At 60.8% G+C, this 21857-nt stretch carries 19 protein-coding genes; 14 read left to right on the forward strand and 5 right to left on the reverse strand.

The window, feature by feature from the left end:
- Nucleotides 1-23 precede the first annotated feature (23 nt).
- From HX815_RS05580 to HX815_RS05595, 4 genes are all read left to right on the forward strand, one after another.
- Complete coding sequence (locus tag HX815_RS05580; RefSeq protein WP_102368176.1) at nt 24-743, forward strand: SDR family oxidoreductase; 720 nt, start codon at nt 24-26, stop codon at nt 741-743.
- A gap of 142 nt (nt 744-885) precedes the next feature.
- Nucleotides 886-1263 (forward strand): response regulator, encoded by a 378-nt coding sequence (locus tag HX815_RS05585; protein ID WP_003210361.1) that lies wholly within the window; start codon nt 886-888, stop codon nt 1261-1263.
- Nucleotides 1264-1364: 101 nt separating this feature from the next.
- A complete protein-coding gene (locus HX815_RS05590; protein ID WP_177008168.1) occupies nt 1365-1979 on the forward strand; it encodes a biliverdin-producing heme oxygenase in 615 nt (204 codons plus the stop codon).
- Nucleotides 1976-4204: an ATP-binding protein gene (locus HX815_RS05595; protein WP_177027923.1), complete on the forward strand. Its 2229-nt coding sequence runs from the start codon at nt 1976-1978 to the stop codon at nt 4202-4204. Before HX815_RS05590 ends, HX815_RS05595 begins: the two co-directional genes overlap by 4 nt.
- 360 nt (nt 4205-4564) lie before the next feature.
- Here the strand turns inward: HX815_RS05595 and HX815_RS05600 are convergent, their stop codons facing one another.
- Nucleotides 4565-5884, reverse strand: a complete 1320-nt coding sequence (locus HX815_RS05600; protein ID WP_102368174.1) for an ATP-binding protein — start codon at nt 5882-5884, stop codon at nt 4565-4567.
- Entirely contained in the window at nt 5881-6591 is a 711-nt protein-coding gene (locus tag HX815_RS05605; RefSeq protein WP_023659139.1) for a response regulator, read from the reverse strand. Before HX815_RS05605 ends, HX815_RS05600 begins: the two co-directional genes overlap by 4 nt.
- Before the next feature lie 164 nt (nt 6592-6755).
- Between HX815_RS05605 and HX815_RS05610 the strand changes: the two genes are divergently transcribed.
- From HX815_RS05610 to HX815_RS05625, 4 genes are all read left to right on the forward strand, one after another.
- A complete protein-coding gene (locus HX815_RS05610) occupies nt 6756-7544 on the forward strand; it encodes a VacJ family lipoprotein (RefSeq protein ID WP_003210369.1) in 789 nt (262 codons plus the stop codon).
- Nucleotides 7534-7779: a hypothetical protein gene (locus HX815_RS05615; RefSeq protein WP_003210371.1), complete on the forward strand. Its 246-nt coding sequence runs from the start codon at nt 7534-7536 to the stop codon at nt 7777-7779. The genes HX815_RS05610 and HX815_RS05615 overlap by 11 nt, the downstream gene beginning before the upstream one ends.
- A 137-nt stretch (nt 7780-7916) precedes the next feature.
- Nucleotides 7917-9836 (forward strand): alkaline phosphatase D family protein, encoded by a 1920-nt coding sequence (locus HX815_RS05620; RefSeq protein WP_177008172.1) that lies wholly within the window; start codon nt 7917-7919, stop codon nt 9834-9836.
- Nucleotides 9837-9973: 137 nt separating this feature from the next.
- Nucleotides 9974-10987 (forward strand): diguanylate cyclase, encoded by a 1014-nt coding sequence (locus tag HX815_RS05625; protein WP_023659140.1) that lies wholly within the window; start codon nt 9974-9976, stop codon nt 10985-10987.
- A gap of 4 nt (nt 10988-10991) precedes the next feature.
- Here HX815_RS05625 and HX815_RS05630 read toward each other — a convergent pair whose 3' ends face one another.
- Nucleotides 10992-12020: an amino acid ABC transporter substrate-binding protein gene (locus tag HX815_RS05630; protein ID WP_177027924.1), complete on the reverse strand. Its 1029-nt coding sequence runs from the start codon at nt 12018-12020 to the stop codon at nt 10992-10994.
- Between the two features lie 144 nt (nt 12021-12164).
- On the opposite strand from HX815_RS05630, the gene HX815_RS05635 reads away from it, so the two are divergent.
- Both HX815_RS05635 and HX815_RS05640 read left to right on the forward strand, forming a co-directional pair.
- Nucleotides 12165-13061 (forward strand): LysR substrate-binding domain-containing protein, encoded by an 897-nt coding sequence (locus HX815_RS05635; RefSeq protein ID WP_177027925.1) that lies wholly within the window; start codon nt 12165-12167, stop codon nt 13059-13061.
- 106 nt (nt 13062-13167) lie between these two features.
- Nucleotides 13168-14418: an aspartate aminotransferase family protein gene (locus tag HX815_RS05640; protein WP_134325788.1), complete on the forward strand. Its 1251-nt coding sequence runs from the start codon at nt 13168-13170 to the stop codon at nt 14416-14418.
- A gap of 44 nt (nt 14419-14462) precedes the next feature.
- On the opposite strand, the gene HX815_RS05645 is transcribed toward HX815_RS05640, so the two are convergent.
- A complete protein-coding gene (locus HX815_RS05645) occupies nt 14463-14846 on the reverse strand; it encodes a DUF1640 domain-containing protein (protein WP_003210382.1) in 384 nt (127 codons plus the stop codon).
- 1 nt (nt 14847) lies between these two features.
- Nucleotides 14848-15105 carry a hypothetical protein gene (locus HX815_RS05650; protein ID WP_003210383.1) on the reverse strand — a complete coding sequence of 86 codons (258 nt, stop codon included), beginning with the start codon at nt 15103-15105 and terminating at the stop codon, nt 14848-14850.
- Nucleotides 15106-15399: 294 nt separating this feature from the next.
- On the opposite strand from HX815_RS05650, the gene HX815_RS05655 reads away from it, so the two are divergent.
- From HX815_RS05655 to HX815_RS05670, 4 genes are all read left to right on the forward strand, one after another.
- A complete protein-coding gene (locus HX815_RS05655; protein ID WP_087695158.1) occupies nt 15400-16737 on the forward strand; it encodes a carbohydrate porin in 1338 nt (445 codons plus the stop codon).
- A gap of 113 nt (nt 16738-16850) precedes the next feature.
- Nucleotides 16851-19268 (forward strand): glucose/quinate/shikimate family membrane-bound PQQ-dependent dehydrogenase, encoded by a 2418-nt coding sequence (locus tag HX815_RS05660; RefSeq protein WP_008438499.1) that lies wholly within the window; start codon nt 16851-16853, stop codon nt 19266-19268.
- A 244-nt stretch (nt 19269-19512) separates the two neighbouring features.
- Nucleotides 19513-20370 (forward strand): 2OG-Fe(II) oxygenase, encoded by an 858-nt coding sequence (locus tag HX815_RS05665; protein WP_102368166.1) that lies wholly within the window; start codon nt 19513-19515, stop codon nt 20368-20370.
- A gap of 34 nt (nt 20371-20404) precedes the next feature.
- Nucleotides 20405-21829 (forward strand): pyridoxal-dependent decarboxylase, encoded by a 1425-nt coding sequence (locus tag HX815_RS05670; RefSeq protein WP_177027926.1) that lies wholly within the window; start codon nt 20405-20407, stop codon nt 21827-21829.
- Nucleotides 21830-21857 lie beyond the last annotated feature (28 nt).

Here is a 21857-nt window from a genome sequence, read left to right on the forward strand (position 1 = left end):
CACAGCGGTTCAGGAGACAAGCGATGAAAACCATGGTGGTCGGTGCAAGCAAAGGATTGGGCAGGGCCTTGATGGAAGGGCTGGGCGGGGTTGGGGATACGCTGATCGGGGTGTCCCGCAGTCGCCCTGATCCCTTGACGTGCAGCACTGGCGCCGAGGTGCGCTGGGTGGAAGCAGACCTTGGCGTGCCTGGCCAAGCGGCGCACGTCATCGAGCAGGCGGTGGAGGCAGGCGGGCTGGACACACTGATCTATAACCTGGGCATCTGGGAGGCGCGGGCGTTTGATCCGGCGTACAGCTATCTCACCGACGAGGACACGCAACTGGAAGCCATCGTCAGTTGCAACATCACCGCACCGCTGTTGTTGATCAAGCGGCTGCTGCCGGTGTTATTGAAGAGCCCACAGCCGCGCATCATCCTCACAGGCTCGACCTCGGGACTGCCCCAGAGCGGCCGGCCCGAAGTGGCGTTCGGCGCCTCGAAATTCGCCTTGCGCGGCATCGCCGATGCGCTGCGTGAAGGCTATCGCCAGCAACGCCTGGGTGTCACTTGCCTGAACCTGGGCTATCTGAATACCGAAGATTCCTTGAGCACCTCACGCACCCAGGCCGAACAGCGCGGTGAGGGCCAATTGATTCCGGTGCATGACGTGGTGCAGGTGGTGCGTATGGTCTTGAGCCTGTCCGGCGCCAGTTTCGTCAAGGAGCTGACGTTGCCGGCGCTGCTGGATGAACGCTTCTAGCAGGTTTCGCCAGTGGAGCGCCCTGCCCTGACGCAATTCAAAGACAACCAAATGACCACCCATCGCAAAAAAAACATCCAATCGAACCTAATCGACGGCGCCCCACTCCACCTTACTTAACCCGGATGGTGGAGTAAGGATCATGGCTCAGCCATCGATATTGGTGCTGGAAGACGACGAAATCATTCGCTCGTTGATGGTAGATGTACTGGAGGATTTCGGCGCGGTGGTGACCTCGTTCCCGTCCGCAGACGAAGGGATGATTTTTCTTGAACGAGCCAGTGATCCGGTAGACTTGATTGTCAGCGATATCCAGATGCCCGGCCTGCTCAATGGCTACGACTTGAGCAAGGTGGTCGCCCATCGCTGGCCGACGCTGCCGGTGGTGCTGACCTCGGGCAACACCGCAATGGCCTCGCAGTTGGGCAGCACCGTGCGGTTCCTGCCCAAGCCATGGACCACCAAGCGCCTGATCGACTGCGTGCAGTCGGCCCTGGTGCAGGGTTCGCCCATGCACTGATAGCATCGCGATATCAGCCAAGGCGAACTTCACGGCGACTCCTGCGGTCAGTTATTAAGCAACCTTACATGGCCAGCAGGCCCCCAGTTCGAGTTTACTGAATGCATTCACAGGCCCATGACGTTGGTGCGCCCCCTGTACTTGAAGCCCTGCGCTCGGGTACCGCTTTACTGCACGTCGCCCTGGAAAAGCGCTTGCCGTTTTTCTCCCCGCAGCTGGATCACACTCGGTATAAACGCCTGCTCCAGGCCTATTACGGGTTCTACAACCCTCTGGAAACGACGCTGAACGACAGCGGCTTGATCCCAGTGGGGTTTGATCAGGTGCTGCGTCGCAAAACTCCCACCCTGCTGACGGATCTTCACGCCCTGGGCCTGGACGCCCGAGCCATCGCCGCCCTTCCCCATTGCATGTCGCTACCGCTCCTCGACACGCCGGCCGCCTGCCTGGGCGCGCTGTATGTGTTGGAAGGCGCCACCCTGGGCGGGCAGATCCTGCGCCGGGAAATGGCCCAGCGCCTGGGACTGGATGCCGACAACGGCGGCGCGTTTCTCAACGTGTACGGCGCTGAAACCGGTCGGCGCTGGAAAGACTTTCTCGACTACCTGAGCCATGTGCCCCTCGATGCGCACGCCAAACTGCGCGCCGTGAACGCGGCCCGCTCGACATTCAGCTGCTTTGAGCAATGGCTCGACAGCCAGGAGGTACTGCTATGAAACCCGAAGATTTTGAAGAGTTGCTTGCCAACTGTGCAGACGAACCCATCCGCTTCCCGGGGGCCATCCAGCCCCACGGTGCGCTGCTGACCCTGTCCGAGCCGGACCTGCATATCGTGCAGGTCAGCGCCAACGTAGCCGAACTGTTCAAACACTCGCCGGAATCCTTGCTGGGCCAGCCGCTGCACACATTGATCGGCATTGAACATGCCGAAGCCGTCCGGGCCATGGTCACGCAAAACAGCTTTTTCGACGCCGCACCGCTGCACATGACCCTCAACGGCGCCGAGTTCGAAGGCTTGCTGCACCGCCATCAGGATGTACTGGTGCTGGAGTTCGAACCACGGCTCAAGGACTTCCAGCCGCGGGCACTCAATGGCCGGACCAGCAACCTGGGCAAGATGCTGCAACGCCTGCAGGCGGCGAAAACCCTGCAAGCCTTGTATGAAATCAGCGTCAACGAAATCCAGGCCATGACCGGCTACGACCGGGTGCTGATTTATCGTTTCGAAGAGGAAGGCCACGGCCAGGTGATCGCCGAAGCGTCCGCCCCGTCGATGGAATTGTTCAACGGCCTGTTCTTCCCGGCGTCTGACATCCCCGAACAAGCCCGGGAGCTGTACCGCACCAATTGGCTGCGGATCATCCCCAATGCCGATTACGAGGCAGTGCCGCTGGTGCCCAGGTTACGCCCGGACACCGGCCAGCCCCTGGACCTGAGCTTCGCCACCCTGCGCAGCGTGTCGCCGATTCACTGCCAGTACATGAAAAACATGGGGGTGCTGTCGTCCATGAGCATCTCCCTGATGGCCGGCGACAAACTCTGGGGCCTGATCAGTTGCGGCAACCGCCAGCCGCTGCTGGTGCCCAATGATTTGCGCACCGCGTGCCAGACTATCGGCCAGGTGCTGTCGTTGCAGATCAGCGCCATGGAGGCCCTGGACCTAAGCCGCCAGCGCGAAGAAAAAGTCGAGGCCCTGGCCTTGCTCAGCCAGGCCATGCAGGCCTCGCCCGCAAACGTCTTCGATGGCCTGGCGCAGCGTCCGCAATTGCTGATGGACCTGACCCTCGCAGGCGGTGTGGCAATCATCGAAGACAAGCAACTGCACCGTTACGGCAATTGCCCGGAACCTGCGCAGATTCGCGCCCTGCACAAGTGGCTGCAAGAGGCCGGGCAGCCGGTGTTTGCCAGCCATAACCTGGCCTCGGTTTACCCGCCGGCGGCTGAATACCAGCACGTAGCCAGTGGCGTGCTGGCCATGAGCTTGCCCAAGCCGGTGGACAACGGCGTGTTGTGGTTTCGTCCCGAAGTGAAGGAAAACATCAACTGGAGCGGCGACCCGAACAAACCCCTGGACCTGGAAAGCACCGACGCGGGCCTGCACCTTCGCCCACGCACCTCGTTTGAAATCTGGAAGGTGGAGATGGCCGGCATTTCCACCAAATGGAGCCACGGTGACCGCTTCGCCGCCAACGACCTGCGCCGCTCGGCCCTGGAAAATGACCTGGCCCGCCAGGTGCTGCGTGAACAACAGGCGGTGCGCGCCCGGGATGAACTGGTGGCGGTGGTTTCCCACGACCTGCGCAACCCGATGACGGTGATCTCGATGCTCTGCGGCATGATGCAAAAGGCCTTCAGTTCCGATGGCCCACACACCTCGCGACGGATTTCCTCGGCCATCGATACCATGCAACAAGCCGCCGGGCGCATGAATGTGCTGCTGGAAGATTTGCTCGACACCTCGAAGATCGAAGCCGGGCGCTACACCGTCAAGCCGGTGGCCCTGGACGTGAGCCAGATGTTCGAGGAGGCCTATTCACTGCTCGCGCCCCTGGCGATGGAAAAGGGCATCGACCTGTCCTTCAATGCCGAACCCGGGCTGCAAATCCATGCCGACCCGGAACGGTTGTTCCAGGTGCTGTCGAACCTGATCGGCAACGCCATCAAGTTCACCCCGCGCCAGGGCAATATCGGCATCAGTGCGTTGAGCAATGGCGAAGAGATCGTGTTTTCGGTACGTGACTCCGGCGAAGGGATCGCCCCTGATCAGTTGCCTCACGTGTTTGATCGCTACTGGACGCAAACCGAAAACAATCCCACCGGCAGCGGCCTGGGCTTGTACATCACCCAAGGCATCGTGCAGGCCCACGGCGGGCGGATCGAGGCTGAGAGTGAGTTGGGGCGAGGCAGCGAATTTCGGTTTACGGTGCCCAAGCCGGCTTGAAACGGCGCCTCATCGAGACGGCGAAGCATATGGAAACCCAAAGGCCCGGAACGCCGGACCGGGCCAGGGCCACTGATCAGGACGCACTCAAAGGGAGGTGAATGCGCACACTTCACGTCCTTTCTAATGAGAGCCAACATCTATGTCCTTTCCAATCATTGGCAGCGCTTTCCATATCCAATCCTTCAATGGGCCCACTCATTCGCCTCAAGCCACTCAACCCGTCCAACCTGTTCAGCCGGCCCCCAAACCAAACGATGAGCCCTCGCGTAGCAGTTCCAACCAGCAAAGTTTTCAGTCGAATAGCGGTAATCTGACTGATCTGGGAAAAGGCAATTTGCCGTGAGGGTTTAAGCCTTCCTAAACCGGCAACACCACCACGGCGGCCAACCCGCCACACGGGCGATTCTCCAACGTCAGCGTTCCACCGTGTTCCAGGACAATCGCCCGTGCCGTGGAAAGGCCCAAACCGACCCCGCCGGTACTTTTATTGCGTGAGCCTTCCAGCCGAAAGAACGGCAGGAACACCTGCTCATGCTGCTCCTGCGGGATGCCCGGGCCACGGTCCAGTACCCGTATCGTCACCACGCCCGGACTCTGTTGCAGTTCGATTTCCGGCGCCCGCCCGTAGTGGATCGCATTGTCCATCAGGTTGGTCATCACTCGCTTGAGCCCCAGCGGGCGACCGAAATACACCAGCCGTGGCGGGCCATTGAAGGTGATGTCGATGGACTGGTCGCGGTAATCGTCAATCAACGTTTGCAGCAACTCAGCGAGGTCAAGTTGGGTAGCCTGTTCCAGACGCGCATCGTCGCGAAAGAATTCCAGCGCGGTGTTGATCATCGCCTGCATCTCGTCGACATCCCGGAACAGGCGGTGCTGCTGGTCGGCATCTTCGATGAATTCCCCCCGCAGGCGCAGGCGGGTCAGCGGCGCACGCAGGTCATGGGAAATCGCGGCGAGCATCTGGGTGCGGTCCTGGATGAAGTGCTGCAACTGCGCCTGCATGCCGTTGAACGCGAGAATCGCCTGGCGGATTTCCTGGGGGCCGACCGGCTCGATAGGCGGCGCACGAAAGTCGGCGCCGAAACGTCGCACACCCTGGGCGAAATACTGCAGCGGCCGGGCCAGGCGCCGGGTGGCGATCAGCGTGACCAGCGCGGTGGAAATCAGTACCAGCATCAGCACGATCAGGCTTCGCGGGCCTTCCGCCAGGCCCCAACTGCGCGACGGCGCGCTGAACATCAGCCAGGATTCATCCACCAGTTGCACCACCAGCGCATAGCGCCCGCCGGGGCCAGGCCAGTCGGACGGTTCGTAGGCTTCCATTCGCCGCTCCGGCCCCTTGAGCAGCTGCTTGAACACCTGGTCGGAGTGAAACCCCGGGTCTTCCAGAACCGGCACATCAATGCCTGTGCGGGTGGCCGACCAACTCACATTGAAGCTGTCATCGGCCACTGCCCGAGTCAGTTGCGCGCGCTGGGACGGCTCTGCCGCTTCGATCATCCGCACGATCACCGCGACCTTCTCCAACAGGCCGGTTTCACCCAACGGCGGCCTGGCCCAAACGCCAGCCAGTTGCACAAACAGCGCATTGAAGGCCAGCGCTGTGAGCATCGCAATCAGGATGGTCAGGGCAATCCAGCGGGCCACGGTGTCCCGAGGTTTGAAGCGGCTCATGAGCGGGTCACCGCGACGGTGAACTGGTAACCACCGTTGCGCACGGTACGAATCATCGCCGGGCGCTTGGTGTCGAACTCCAGCTTGCGTCGCAGGCGGCTGACCTGCACGTCGATGCTGCGGTCGAAGGCGTCGTGGCTATGGCCCCGCGCCAGGTTCAGCAATTGCTCGCGGGTGAGCACGCGCTGCGGGTGTTCGACGAACACCAGCAGCAGGTCGAACTCCCCGGACGACAACGGGATCATCACCTGGTCCGGCGAGCGCAACTCACGGCGCGTCAGGTCCAGTTGCCAGCCGGCGAAACGAATCAGCGGGCGCGACACATCCCCCAACGTCGGCCGGTTTTCACCCGCCCGACGCAGTACGGCGCGCACCCGGGCAAGTAATTCACGGGCATCGAAAGGTTTGCTCAGGTAATCATCGGCGCCCATTTCCAGGCCCACCACGCGATCACTCAGTTCGCCCATGGCGGTCAGCATGATCACCGGTGTTGCGTATTGCTGGCGCAGGCGCTGGCACAGCAACAGGCCGTTATCCCCCGGCAGCATCAGGTCGAGGATGATCAGGTCGGCAGGTGTACGCTCCATGGCCGCCCACAGCTCGGCGCCATTGGCGGCGGTCTCGACCGTGTAGCCATGTTGCAGGAAGAATTTCTTCAGCAGGGCGAGGACCTCGAGGTCATCGTCCACGATTAAAAGATGGCTCACCGATGGGCATCACTTGGTCTTGTCGATGCGCCATCTAAAACCATTCGACGCGGCCCGTCATATATTTCAATCGTGCAATAAAGCGTCAACGGCGCAATAAAGCAGACATCTTTGCGCAAGCTGCGGCTGCCAGCATCGGCTTCCTTTTCCCGGAGACTGACCCCATGCGCTCGCTGACGTATCCCCAGCACCTGGCTCGCCAGGCGGTGTTGTTGCTGACTGTGTCTTACCTCACAGGCTGCGCGAGCCCGGCCAACGTAACGAGTACCACACGCTGCGCACAGGTTTCCTACCCGGTGTATGACCCCGCCGAACCAGTCAACCGGGGCGTGTTCGCCTTCAACCGCGCGGTGGATGACTACGCCCTGGCGCCTGTAGCCCGAGGCTACCGATACATGCCGGAGTTTTTCCAGCAGGGTGTGCATAACTTCGCCAGCAACTTCAGCGAGCCCAAGGTCTTCATCAACGACCTGCTGCAAGGCAACCCACGGCGTTCGATCAACACCCTGGGACGTTTTGCGGTGAACACCACCGTGGGGATCGTCGGCTTGATTGATGTCTCGGACCCGCTGGGCATCCCTCGCCACACCGCCGATTTCGGCCAGACCTTTGGCGTGTGGGGGATTGGCAACGGGCCGATTGTCGAACTGCCGTTGCTGGGCACCGGCAACAGCCGCGATGCGGCGGGCAAGGTCCTGAACTTCCTGGTGGCGCCGCTGGGCGACAGCGATACCGTGCAAACCCTGGGCACCATCAGCCTGGTGGGTGGCACAGTGGACACGCGCGCCTCGTTGCTGCCGCTGACCGACAGCCTGCAAAAGCTGCCGGACTACTACAGTGCCTTGCGTAACGTGGTGGCCGAACACCGCGCGGCCTTTGTGCTGGAGGGCAAGCAGGGGGCGACGTCGCCTCAGGCCGATAATTGTGCACAGGGAGCCGGCGATGATTTCTGAATCAAGCTCACTGGTCCTGCAACGTCAGGTTCGTAAACGCGGGACCAGCGCGCTGCTCTGCCGGGAGACTCGCCTGAGCCTGTCGTCGGAGCAGGGCCGCCTGGTGCTGAGCCGCTATGTCGAACGGTACAGCCCGCAGGGTGTGCGCTGGGTCGAGCGCCAGCACAGTGTGGCCCTGGCCGAAGTGCTGCGCTGGATGATTGCCGAAGGCGAGACCTGCGCCACGCAGTCATGATTTGAGATGAAAGGTTTATAGCCCGGGCCAGTGGGCGCCGGGTAATTTGCGGCTCGCCCGGGTATCGCGCCTTAACAAAACGCTGACATTCAATGCGTTACCTTTTCGGCCCAACCTTGCCCAGAGCCGTTGCCTTGATGCCTCACCCCGACACACTTCCCGCTGTACTCGCCGGCCCGTTGCTGCGACGCCTGGAACCGCGGCGCCTGGTGATGTGGCTGGTGGGAAGTCGTCCCCTGGCATTGACCCTGAGGCTGCAAGTCGCCCAAGGCGCGGCGCTCGATATCGAGTTGGACGCCAGCCAATGCAAGGTGGTGCCCGTCGGGCGCCAGGCCTTTATCCATCTGATCGACGTACCGCTGGCGGAAGCCCTGCCCCAGGACGTGAGCATCGGCTACGACCTGCTGGTAAACCGTGCCGGTATCGCCGAATGGGCGCCGCACCTGCTCTACCCGGGCGCACAAGGCCCGCATTTCGTCCTGCACAGCCGCATCCACCAATTGGTCCACGGTTCCTGCCGCAAGCCCCATCACAGCGCAGCCGACGGTTTGCTGTGTGTCGACCGGCTGCTGGCCGAATCGAACACCCTGGAGGAACGCCCGGCCTTGTTGATGATGAGTGGCGACCAGGTCTACGCCGACGATGTCGCGGGGCCGATGCTGCGGGCCATTCATGCGCTGATCACGCGCCTCGGCCTGTTCGACGAACACCTCGACGGTGCCGTCGTCGACAACAGCGCCGCGCTTTATGAGCATGCCGCCAGCTACTACCATCGAGCCGACCTGTTGCCCGCCCTGAAGAGCAACGAGACCCTGCGCGAGCGTTTTTTTGGCGGGGTGAAGAAGCCTATTTTCACCAGCAGCAGCGCCGACAACCACTTGGTGACTTTTGCCGAAGTCATGGCGATGTACCTGCTGGCGTGGTCGCCCGTACCGTGGCAGCTGATCACACCGCAAGCGCCGCAACTGCGCGCCGAAGGGCACGTACGCTATGGGCACGAGCAAGTGCAGATCGACACGTTCCGTGACGGCCTGGGTGGCGTGGCCAGGGTGTTCGCCCACCTCTCCTGCCTGATGATCTTCGATGATCACGACATCACCGACGACTGGAACCTCAGCGCCCAATGGGAAGAAACCGCCTACGGGCATCCGTTCTCCAAGCGCATCATCGGCAACGCACTGCTGGCCTACATGCTGTGCCAGGGCTGGGGCAATAACCCGGATGCGTTCGATACGGTGATCGGCAAAACCCTGGCGCTCACCACACAGGCCCACGACAACTACCTGCAGCCTGACGCTCAAGATGAGCTGGTGGATGACCTGCTGAAGTTCCAGCAATGGCATTACGTGCTGCCCACCACCCCCGCACTGGTAGTGCTCGACACCCGTACCCGGCGCTGGCGCAGCGAGTTCAACCTCAAGCAACCCTCCGGCCTGCTGGACTGGGAAGCACTGAGCGAACTGCAACAGGAGCTGCTGGATCACCCTTGCGCGATCATCGTTTCACCGGCGCCGATCTTCGGCGTCAAACTGATCGAAACCGTGCAGAAGGCCTTCAGCTGGTGCGGCTACCCGCTGCTGGTGGACGCGGAAAACTGGATGGCCCACCGCGGCGCAGCACAGGTGATCCTCAACATCTTTCGTCACTCCCGCACACCGGGCAACTACGTGATCCTCTCGGGAGACGTGCACTACTCGTTCGTCTATGAAGTGCTGATTCGCCACCGCAATGCCGGTCCAAAAATCTGGCAGATCACCAGCAGCGGCATCAAGAACGAATTCCCGCCGCGCTTGCTGGAATGGTTCGACCGTCTCAATCGATGGCTCTACTCACCGCGCTCACCGCTGAACTGGTTCACCCGTCGCCGACTCATGCAGGTAGTGCCGCACATTCCGGAACACGCTGAAGCGGGCGAACGGCTCTGGAATTCTGCCGGGATCGGGCAGGTGTTTTTTAACCGGCAGGGGCAGCCTGAGGCGATTTATCAGCACAATGCCAATGGGGCGCCCAGGACCAGGATGGCGGCGCCTGATCAGAAGCTGAACCCAAGCAAGTAGTGGCTTTTAGCCACACTCTCACTAGACCAAAGACCCCCTTCTAAGCGCCAAGGCGCCGTTGTACAGTACCGCCAGCCACGGAGTATCGGCATCAATTTTGGCTGGCCCCAGGAGCCAGTCCACGCAGGGAGTGCGCAATGGACGATACATCCGGCAGCGAACCGTCAAGGAAGGACTTTTGCGACCTTAACGCCGACATGCTGCATGCCATCATGGAGCTGGTCAGCGACGGGATCTGGGACTGGAACGCCAACACCGGGTTCGTCTACCGCAACCCCGGCTGGTACGAAATGCTCGGCTATGCCCATCACTCCCTGGAAAACAGCGTATTCACCTGGGAAAACGTGATTCATCCCGATGACTATCCTCAAGTGATGGTGCTGTTTGATAACTACATCAACCGCCGCACCACTCACTATCAAGCCGAATACCGCTGCCGCAAGAAAGACGGCTCCTACCTGTGGATCGAAGACCGCGGCTACGTGATCGCACGTAACGACGACGGCTCGGTGGCACGCATGGTCGGCGCCCACCGCAGTATCCAGGCGCGCAAACAGTCGATCGAACAGCTGGAGCGCCGCAATCAATCCCTTGAAGCCCTGGTGGCCGAGCGCACCCGCGAGCTGTCGCGGGTCAATCAACAACTGCAGTTGCAACTGGACGAGAATCGCTCCCTGGCCGAACGCGACGCCTTGACTCGCGTGGCCAATCGTTACCGCCTTGAACGCGTCCTGCTGGAAGAGTGCGCTCGCGCCCAACGGTTTCGCCTGCCGCTGTCGCTGATCGCCATGGACATTGACGACTTCAAGCCCATCAACGATCAGCACGGCCATGCCGTAGGCGATGAAACCCTGGTGCGCGTGGTGGAATGCCTGGAGGCCTGCATTCGCCACGGCGACTTGCTGGCCCGCTGGGGCGGCGATGAATTCATGGTCATCGTGCCCAAAAGCACGTTGGAGACCGCGCGGGAATTGGCCGAGCGGATGCGCTGTGCGCTCAAGGACTTGCCCGCCGTGGGCAGCTTCAAAGTGACGTTGAGCCTCGGCGTGGTAGAGCGACGCAACGATGAGTCACCCGCCTGCCTGATGGCCAGGGCCGATCAGGCGTTGTATCGCTCCAAGGCGGCGGGCAAGGACACGGTTTCTTCGTGAAACCTCAGCGAACCGGCGGCGCGTACTGGATCCCGCCGTTGCTCCACAGGGCATTAAGGCCGCGCTTGATCTTCAGCACGCTGCCCTGGCCGATGTTGCGCTCGAACACCTCGCTGTAGTTGCCCACTTGCTTGACGATCTGCACGACCCAGTCCTTGCGCAGTTTCAGGTCCTTGCCGTAGTCACCGTCTGCGCCGAGCAAACGGGCGACGTCCGGGTTCTTGCTGGACTTGGCTTGCTCTTCAACGTTCTGCGAAGTGATGCCCATTTCCTCGGCATTGAGCATGGCGAACAACGTCCACTTGACGATGCTGAACCACTCGTCGTCGCCCTTGCGCACCAGCGGGCCCAATGGCTCCTTGGAAATCACTTCCGGCAACACCACGAACTCATCCGGGTGAGCCATCTTGATCCGCTGGGCGTACAGCCCCGACTGGTCGGTGGTGAGCACGTCGCAGCGGCCCGCTTCGAGGCCCTTGGCACTTTCGTCAGCAGTGTCGAAGGTAATCGGCGTGTACTTCAGGCCGTTGGCGCGGAAGTAATCCGAGACGTTCAGCTCGGTGGTGGTGCCGGCCTGGATGCAGATGGTCGCGCCGTCCAGGTCCTTGGCGCTCTTCACACCGAGCTTGGTGTTCACCAGGAACCCGATGCCGTCGTAGTAGGTCACGCCGGTGAACACCATGCCCATGCCCGCGTCACGGGAACTGGTCCAGGTGGTGTTGCGGGAAATCAGGTCGATCTCGCCGGATTGCAACGCAGTGAAACGCTCCTTGGCGGTCAACTGGCTGAACTTCACCTTCGACGCATCACCAAAGAGTGCTGCGGCGACGGCGTGGCACACGTCCACATCAATGCCGGTCATCTTGCCGTTGGCGTCCGGCACGCCAAAACCCGGCAACCCATCACTGACCCCACACTGGATAAAACCCTTCTTCTGGATCGCATCCAGGGTCGCCCCCGCGTGTGCGCTTGCGGCCAGCCCCAATAGTGCTGCGGCGGTGAATGTCGCCAACGTGGATTTCATGTGCTTCATGCAAGGCGCTCCCTGTCGGTCTTTATTATTCGGCGCCACAAACCCGCGCCGTTTATAGTGTTGCCGGTCAGTATCAACGGCTTTACACCTTGGCCACAAACGACGTTTAGGCAAAGGCTCCTTCCGATTTGGAATGAACTTCTCATGATCTCGAAACGCTTGACCCCTTCGATGACCGCCCTGCAGTGCTTCGAAGCCGCCGCCCGCCACCTGAGTTTCACCCGCGCTGCCGAAGAACTGCACCTGACCCAGAGCGCGGTGAGCAAGCAGGTGGCACAGCTCGAAGAGATGCTCTGCCACCCGCTGTTCCAGCGGGTGCGCCAGCGTTTGTACCTGTCGCCGGCGGGCTCGCTGTACCTGGAGGAAGTACGCAAGATCCTCAACCAGGTGGATATTTCCAGCCGCTACATCCTCACCTACGGTGGCGAGACCGAAGTGCTGCGCATCGCCACCCAGCCGACCTTCGGTGACCGCTGGCTGGTGCCCAAGCTCAAGGATTTTGCCGCGCGCCATCCCAATATCCATCTGGACGTGCGCAACGAACTGGAGCCGTTCGACGTGTTGCAGGCCAAGGCGGATATCGCGTTTTTCTTCGGCCAGGGAGCGTGGCCGGGGGCAACTTGCATCGAGTTGTTTCGCGAAGCCGTGGTGCCGGTCTGTGCCCCCGGGTTTGTTGCCGCTGGCAGCGACGCCTCGTCCCGCCACACCTTGCTGCAATGCACCTCGCGCCCGGAAGCCTGGCACGAGTGGTTTCTGGAACAAGGCCTGCACTCGCAAAACAGCTACCACGGGCCGCGTTTCGACACGTTCTACATGTGCATCCGCGCCGCGCAATCGGGGTACGGCGTGGCGTTGGTGCCGCAGAATCTGGTGGCCGAGGAATTGGCGAACGCCAGCCTGATGATCCCCTGGGATTACAGAATGCCGAGTGCCGGCGCGCACTTTATCGCCCATGCCGAGCATGCCGGGGAGATCCCGAAAGTGAAGGCGTTCCTGAACTGGATGGTGGATGTGGCGAGGGAGCTTGCTCCCTCGCCATAGCACATCCCGACTTTTAATAATGACCCGGCGACTTTATTTCGTTTGCGGGGCAAGGCGGCTCACGGCTTAGATAAAAGGACGCATCCTATTCTTGAGTCCCGGATCCATGAGCCGCGAAACCATCAGCCAGTCGATTTCCATCGTCCACCCCATCAGTCTCAGCCATGGCCGGAACGCCGAAGTCTGGGACACCACCGGCAAGCGCTTCATCGATTTCGTCGGCGGCATCGGCGTGCTCAACCTGGGCCACTGCCACCCGCGTGTGGTGGAGGCGATCCGCGACCAGGCCACCAGGCTCACCCACTACGCCTTCAATGCTGCGCCTCACGCGCCCTACATCGAACTGATGGACCGTCTTACCGCATTCATCCCGGTGGATTACCCGGTCAGTGGCATGCTCACCAACAGTGGTGCGGAAGCGGCGGAAAACGCCCTGAAAATTGTCCGCGGCGCCACTGGCCGCACCGCCGTCATCGCCTTTGACGGTGCGTTTCATGGGCGCACGCTGGCGACGCTCAATCTCAACGGCAAGGTCGCGCCCTACAAGCAAAAAGTCGGCGTATTGCCGGGGCCGGTGTTCCACCTGCCCTACCCCAGCCGCGACAACGGCGTGACCTGCGGCGAAGCACTCAAAGCGATGGACCGCCTGTTCAGCGTGGAAATCGACGTCGACGACGTGGCCTGTTTCATCATCGAACCCGTGCAGGGCGAAGGTGGTTTCCTGGCGCTGGACGTGGAATTTGCCCAGGCCCTGCGACGCTTCTGCGATGAGAAAAACATCCTGTTGATTGCCGATGAAATCCAGTCCGGCTTCGGCCGCACCGGCCAGCGCTTCGCCTTCTCACGCCTGGGCATCGAACCGGACCTGATCCTGCTGGGCAAAAGCATCGCCGGCGGTGTGCCGTTGGGTGCGGTGGTGGGTCGCAAGACGTTGCTCGACAACCTGCCCAAAGGCGGCCTCGGCGGCACCTACTCCGGTAACCCGATTGCCTGCGCGGCGGCCTTGGCCACCCTGGATGAAATGACGGACGAGCACCTGCAAGGTTGGGGCACGCAGCAGGAAGAAGCGATCGTCAGTCGCTATGAATCATGGTGTTCGAAAAGGCTCTCCCCCTACCTCGGCCGCTTGACCGGCGTGGGCGCCATGCGTGGCATCGAACTGGCCAACGCCGACGGCAGCCCGGCGCCACAACAACTGACCCAGCTGCTGGCACTGGCCCGCGAGGCGGGTTTGTTGCTGATGCCCAGCGGCAAATCGCGGCATATCATCCGCCTGCTGGCGCCGTTGACGATTGAAGCGGCGGTGCTGGAGGAAGGGCTGGATATTCTTGAAGAGTGTTTGGCGAAGTTGGCTTAAAAACCAAAAAGCCCGGCGGGAAGCCGGGCTTCGAACGGAAAACGTCAGTGGACGAGTCGGGCGACGCCAAAGGCGATGGCAGACAAGGCGCCAGCTGTTCCGACAAACCATTTCAGCAGTCGGGTTTCCAACGATTGCATATCCGTTCTGAAATTGGCGATTGAGAGATCCAACCTGGAGGTTGCTTCGAGCAGGTCGATTTTGGTCTGCATCAGATCGGACTTGGTGGCCATGTGCTCCTGCATGCCATCCAGCTTCGTCTCGACGCGCTCCAATCTTGCCTCAACTTGTGAAATACGCTTTTCCAAATCGTTTTCTCCTCCGTTGCCCCCACCGCCTGCGCCGCCTTTGCGGTCGTAGCCTGATGACGAACCTTGACGGTACTCCTGGCGAAGATAGCTCACATTATCCTTGAGGTCATTCGCCATTTCAGGCCTCCTTCTTTTGGGTCAAAGCATTCAGTCCATCAGCTACACCTTCCATGCAGTCGATAAACTCATTCAGCTTCACCCATGCTTCATCTGCCGCCTGTTTTACATCCACGTCTTCACTATGTTTGAGCGCACCGGACAAGCTAATGATGCCGGAGCCGAGCCTAGCAATTGCACTGTGATACTGACCGAGAATAATGACTAGTTCCCCGGCTGTTACGGCCTTTGCCTCACCTACGTTGTCGTCGCCTTCCATGTCGACCCCCCATCTGTTTTGGTGACGCAGATAACCACGCCCTCAAACACAAACCAACGCACAGATTGCTACCAAATCCGACGATCCAGCGCACTATTACCAAATCCGAAAGAATCCATCTTCCGTTTAGCCCTTTCTCTCCCCGCGCCAGGGCTTTATCCTTGTCAGCAACAAACTGAAACGTTTCATCATTCCACCAAACCATCGACCGCCCGTGTTCAACGCCCTTGTGCGAACGCGCCAGGCCGCTGTTTGCGTTTCAAAACCATAAAATATTAAGACCCCATTTTGCCTATGCCTGCTTTCCCAAACCTGCGCCTGTGCGCTGCGCTGTTACCGTTCGGCCTGATCAACTGTGCCCAGGCCGCACCTGCCTTTGACGCTGAATCACCGTGGATGCTGGGTGATTTCGGCGGCACTCGGACAGCGCTGTCTCAACTAGGCTACGACTTCAAATTCGACTACACCGGCGAAATGGGCAGCAACCTGCACGGCGGCTCGGATCACGACCGCACTGCGCGCTACAGCGACCAATTCGGCCTGGGCACGCACCTGGATCTGCAGAAGATCCTCGGCTGGCACGACGCCGAGTTCCAGTTGACGGTAACCGAGCGCAGCGGCAACAACATCACCAATGACCGGGTCAACGATCCGCGTGTGGGCGGTTTTACCTCGTCCCAGGAAGTCTGGGGCCGTGGCCAGACCTGGCGCCTGACGCAGATGTGGTACCAGCAGAAATTCTTCGACCAAAAGCTCGACATCAAGGCCGGGCGCTTTGGCGAAGGTGAAGACTTCAACAGCTTCCCCTGCGACTTCCAGAACCTCGCATTCTGCGGCTCGCAGGTCGGTAACTGGGTTGGCAGCATCTGGTACAACTGGCCGGTGAGCCAGTGGGCGTTGCGGGTCAAATATCACCTGACGCCCGAGTTGTACGCCCAGGTCGGCGCCTACGAACAGAACCCGTCCAACCTCGATCGCGGCAACGGCTTCAAGCTCAGCGGCAGCGGCACCCAAGGCGCCCTGCTCCCGGTTGAGCTGGTGTGGACGCCTACGCTGAACGGCCTGCCCGGCGAATACCGCGCCGGCTACTACTACAGCAGCGCCAAGGCCAGCGATGTGTATAAAGACCGCAACGACCAGCCGGCAGCCCTCAGCGGCGAGGCCTATCGCAGCGCCTCCAGCAAGCACGGGGTGTGGCTGGGGGTGCAGCAGCAAGTCACCAGCCTGGCCAGCGACCATTCGCGGGGCTTGAACGTGTTCGCCAACGGCACGATGCACGACAAGAAAACCAACGCTGTGGATAACTACGTGCAAGCCGGCGTGGTCTACAAGGGCCTGTTCGACGCTCGCGCCAAGGACGATATCGGTTTCGCCGTGGCTCGGGTGCACGTCAACCCGGCCTACCGCAAGAATGCCGAGGCAAGCAACCAGGCCCACGCGGTATACGACTTCGATGACCCGTCCTACCTGCCGATTCAACACACGGAATACAGCGCTGAGCTCTATTACGGCATCCATGTCACCCAGTGGCTGACGGTGCGCCCGAACCTGCAATACATCCGTCACCCCGGAGCCGTGGCCCAGGTGGATGACGCGCTCATCGGCGGGATCAAGCTGCAAAGCTCATTCTGACGGTGTAAGTAAATTCTGAAGAAAACGAATTAGCCCTGAACCAAGCCTGCGCCGGAACGTCATCTACAGTGAACTGTGCGCAATCAATTCAAAACGTAACGGAGAACCACACTATGAGCACTGATGGTGCTTCAAGTCCAAGTCGCCTGCTGCCCAGGCTGCTGGGGATCTTGCTGCTGATAATGGGCCTGGCCTTGTTGGCCGGGGGGATCAAGCTGAGCATGCTCGGCGGGTCGCTGTATTACCTGCTGGCCGGTCTCGGCATCACCGTCACAGGCCTGTTGCTGCTGGCTACACGCCGTGCGGCGCTGGGCTTGTACGCACTGGTGCTGTTTGCCAGCACCGTATGGGCGCTGTGGGAAGTCGGCCTGGACTGGTGGCAACTGGTACCGCGCCTGGCCCTGCTGTTTGCCCTCGGCATCGTCATGCTGCTCCCGTGGTTCCGCCGTCCGTTGCTGCGTGGCCAAGCCTCGCCGCTGGGCACTGGCGCGCTGAGCGTCGCCGTCGTACTGGCCGGCGCCGCTGCATTGGCCAGCCAATTCACCGACCCGGGCGCCATGGTCAAGAAAGGCCAGCTGGACCGCGATGCGGTACCGGGCATGGCCAGCACTGCGCCGGCCCAGGCTGATGGTGACTGGAACTCCTATGGCCGTTCGGCCTTCGGTGATCGTTACTCGCCACTCGCACAGATCACTCCGGAAAACGCCCACAAGCTGGTTCCAGCCTGGACCTTCCGTACGGGCGACATCCCTGGCCCAGGCGATCCCGGTGAAACCACCGCGGAAAACACCCCGCTGAAAGTCAACGGCATGCTCTACGTGTGCACGCCTCACAGCCAGGTGATTGCCCTGGACCCGGACACCGGCAAGGAAATCTGGCGTTTCGACCCGAAGATCAGCAGCGAAGGTGCTGCCAACTTCAAGGGTTGGGCGCACATGACCTGCCGTGGCGTGTCGTATCACGATGACGCGGTCTATGCCTCGGAACAGAGCCCGACTGGCAGCGCCAGCCCGGCCGCCGCGCCGAATGCCTGCCCGAAACGCATCTTCGTCCCTACCGCCGACACCCGTCTGATCGCCCTGAACGCCGACACCGGCAAGATGTGCGAAGACTTCGGTGACAAAGGCCAGATCGACTTGCGTGCCAACATCGGCACCTTCGCCCCGGGCGGTTACTACTCCACCTCGCCACCGGCCGTTACCAAGAACCTGGTGGTAATCGGCGGTCACGTGACCGACAACGTCTCCACCGACGAGCCTAGCGGCGTGATCCGTGCGTTCGACGTGCACACCGGCAAGCTGGTGTGGAATTGGGACAGCGGCAACCCGGACGACACCACCCCGTTGGCCGAGGGCAAGACTTACACCCGCAACTCGCCAAACATGTGGTCGATGTTCGCGGTGGACGAAAAACTCGGCATGCTCTACCTGCCGATGGGTAACCAGATGCCCGACCAGTACGGCGGCGACCGGACTCCGGACTCCGAGAAGTACAGCGCCGGCCTGACTGCCCTGGACATCGACAGCGGCCACGTGAAGTGGACCTTCCAGTTCACTCACCATGACCTGTGGGACATGGACGTGGGCGGCCAGCCTTCGCTGATCGACATCAAGACCGCTGACGGCGTGAAGCAAGCGGTAATGGCGTCGACCAAGCAAGGCAGCATCTACGTGATCGACCGCTCGAACGGTCAGCCTGTAGTGCCGATCAATGAAATCCCTGTACCGCAAGGCGCAGTGGCCGGCGATCACACCGCACCGACCCAACCGAAGTCCGACCTGAACTTCATGCCACCGCCCCTCAAGGAGCGTGACATGTGGGGCGTGACGCCGTTCGACCAGATGCTGTGCCGGATTGACTTCAAATCCATGCGCTACGACGGTCCGTTCACCCCGCCGTCGCTGCAGGGCTCGATCGTTTACCCAGGTAACTTCGGCGTGTTCGACTGGGGTGGCATTTCCGTCGACCCGGTTCGCCAGATCGCGTTCGTGAACCCAAGCTACATGGCGTTCAAATCGAAACTGATCCCGGCCGCCGACATTGCCAAGCAAGGCCCACGGGTCAGCGAAACCGAAGGCGTGCAGCCGAACAAAGGCGCGCCATACGGTGTGATCCTCGAAGCCATGCTGTCGCCACTGGGCCTGCCGTGCCAGGCGCCGGCGTGGGGTTATGTGGCCGCGGTCGACCTGACCAACCACCAGACCATCTGGATGCACAAGAACGGCACCGTGCGTGACAGCTCGCCGGTTCCGATTCCACTGACCATGGGCGTGCCAAGCCTGGGCGGGACTTTCACCACCGCCGGTGGCGTGTCCTTCCTCAGCGGTACCCTTGACCAGTACCTGCGTGCCTATGACGTGAAAAACGGCAAGCAGTTGTGGGAAGGCCGCCTGCCGGCAGGCGCGCAAACCACACCAATGACCTACACCGGCAAGGACGGCAAGCAGTACGTGCTGGTCATGGCCGGCGGTCATGGTTCCCTGGGCACCAAGCAGGGTGACTATGTGATGGCGTTCAAACTGCCGGATTAAGCAAAACCGGCAGTAAGAAAAAGGCGGCTACCTAAGTGGGTAGCCGCCTTTTTTTATGCGTGAAATAAAGCGATCCGATAGCGCCGATGTATTTAAAAGTTTACTCGGAAAAGTCCTATACCTCCCCAAAAGTCTTTCCCTCAACTTTGGCCCTGCGCCATCCGACGCTCACTGTCGCCAGTAAATCCCCAGCCAAACAAACGTTATCTATATGACGTGCTGTAACTAACATGGAGTTTTCATCATGACGGACCTCAACAGCGTTGAATCAATACCTGCAGTCCCGCATAGCCAGGCGCCCGGGATCCTGGCGCTTGAGCAACTCGACACACTCAGCCTGGAAAAACTTATTCGCGGAGAAATACTTGCCATCCGGGTACCTGACTACGCGAATGAACAAACCAGCGAAGTACTAAATAAACATATCAATGAAACGGCGACGCTCCAGGAATATAACCACGAGACCTATGAGCACGGAAAAGTTGTCCAGCATTTCTATGGTGTCCATCGCTGGGGAACACCGTTCAACTCCACCTATGGCAAGGCCGCAGACAGCTATTCGCAACAGAAATACTACGCAGACGCCACCCACATGCGCTGCGTGATCGATGACCTCTGTGCCCCGCGCAAACCACCCATCCATCTACTGATGGAGCATATCCGGCAGGTGTGGCCAGAAGGCGCGACAACCGCGGCGTTCCAGGGCCAGCCGATGTTCTGCGGCATTATCCGCGCCATGTTCCCGGAGACAGCCCACCTCTCCGAAACAGTCCCCCATGTCGATTGCCTGCCCTTGTCGATTGCCGAACTGGAACATCAATTCAGCGCGAATATTTACCTCGAAGTACCACCTTCCGGAGGTGAACTGGTCATTTGGGATACCGAGGCGTTTACCTACGACGAGGTCATCCGTTTCGAAGGGGCGGAACTGCCCGAAGATCGTTTGCAAAAACCGCTGCGCATCCAGCCGCAGAAAAACGAACTGGTGATTATCAATACTCGCCGTCCCCATGCCATTTGCGGTTTCGATTCAGGCAAGCGCATCAGCATCCAGTCGTTTATCGGCTATACCACTGGCCAGCCGTTTTACTTCTGGTGCTAACGCCTTTATTTCTCTTCCTGACGGACACCCTGATATGACACCTGAAGAATTCCGCCGACATGGCCACGCCATGATCGACCTGATTGCAGACTATCGACAAAACATCGAGCAACGCGGTGTGCAACCCATCACGGCCCCGGGCGAAATCAGGTCCGCATTGCCGGCCAGCCCGCCTGAGACAGCCGAACCGTTCGAACAGATCATGGGCGACGTCGAAACACTGATCATGCCCGGTCTGTTGCATTGGCAGCATCCAAGCTTCTTCGGGTTCTTCCCGTCGAATGTGGAACTGTCCTCCGTCCTCGGCGATTGCTTGAGTACCGGCCTGGGCGTGGTGGGATTGTCGTGGCAATCGAGCCCGGCCCTGACCGAAATCGAGGAAGTCACCACCGATTGGCTGCGCGACATGATCGGCCTGAGCGCCAACTGGAGCGGAGTGATCCAGGACTCGGCCTCGACCTCCACCCTGGTGGCGCTGATCAGCGCCCGCGAACGCAGCTCCAACTACGCGCTGATGCACGATGGCCTGCAAAACAGCGGCGCCCCCTTGATCGTCTACACCTCGGCCCACGCCCATAGTTCAGTGAACAAGGCCGCGATCCTGGCGGGGTTCGGCCAGAACAATATCCGTACCGTGGCAACCGACGAACACAATGCAATGTCACCGCATGCATTGGGGCGGGCAATCGAACAAGACCTGGCTGCCGGGAACATACCCTGTGTGGTGATTGCGACCACCGGCACAACGGCAGCCATGGCCATCGACCCCCTGGAAGCCATCGGCGCCCTGACGCAACGCCACGGCCTGTGGTTGCATGTCGACTCAGCCATGGCCGGGGCCGCGATGATCCTCCCGGAATGCCGCGCGCTGTGGCACGGCATCGAGAACGCCGACTCGCTGGTCCTCAACCCTCACAAATGGCTGGGGGCGGCGTTTGATTGCTCGGTGTACTTTGTACGCGACCCCGAGCACTTGATTCGCATCATGACCACCAACCCCAGCTATCTACAGTCCAAGGCTGACGGCCAGGTCAGGAACTACCGCGACTGGCGGATCTCCCTGGGCAGCCGGTTCCGCGCGCTGAAGCTGTGGTTCCTGATCCGCGAGCAAGGCGTCAGCGGCCTGCAGGCCCGGCTGCGGCGTGACCTGGCGAATGCCCGCTGGCTGGCAGAACAGATTGAAGGCAGCAAACACTGGAAACTGGTAGCCGCCGTTACCCTGCAAACCTTGTGCATTCGCCACGAGCCACCAGGCCTTGATGGTGAGGCGCTGGATAACTACACCCGGGCCTGGGCGGAAAAGCTCAACCATTCAGGCAGCGCCTACGTCACCCCCGCCGTTCTCGACGAGCGCTGGATGGTACGCGTGTCCATTGGCGCGCTGGGGACGGAGCGCCACCACGTCGAAGGCTTGTGGGAACGGTTGCAAAGCCTGGTCGATGCAACGGTGGAACACTGAAAGACCGGTGTCGGTGCAGCCACCGACG

The organism is Pseudomonas sp. E6002 (assembly GCF_013385565.1).
In the GTDB taxonomy this organism is placed as follows: Bacteria; Pseudomonadota; Gammaproteobacteria; order Pseudomonadales; family Pseudomonadaceae; genus Aquipseudomonas.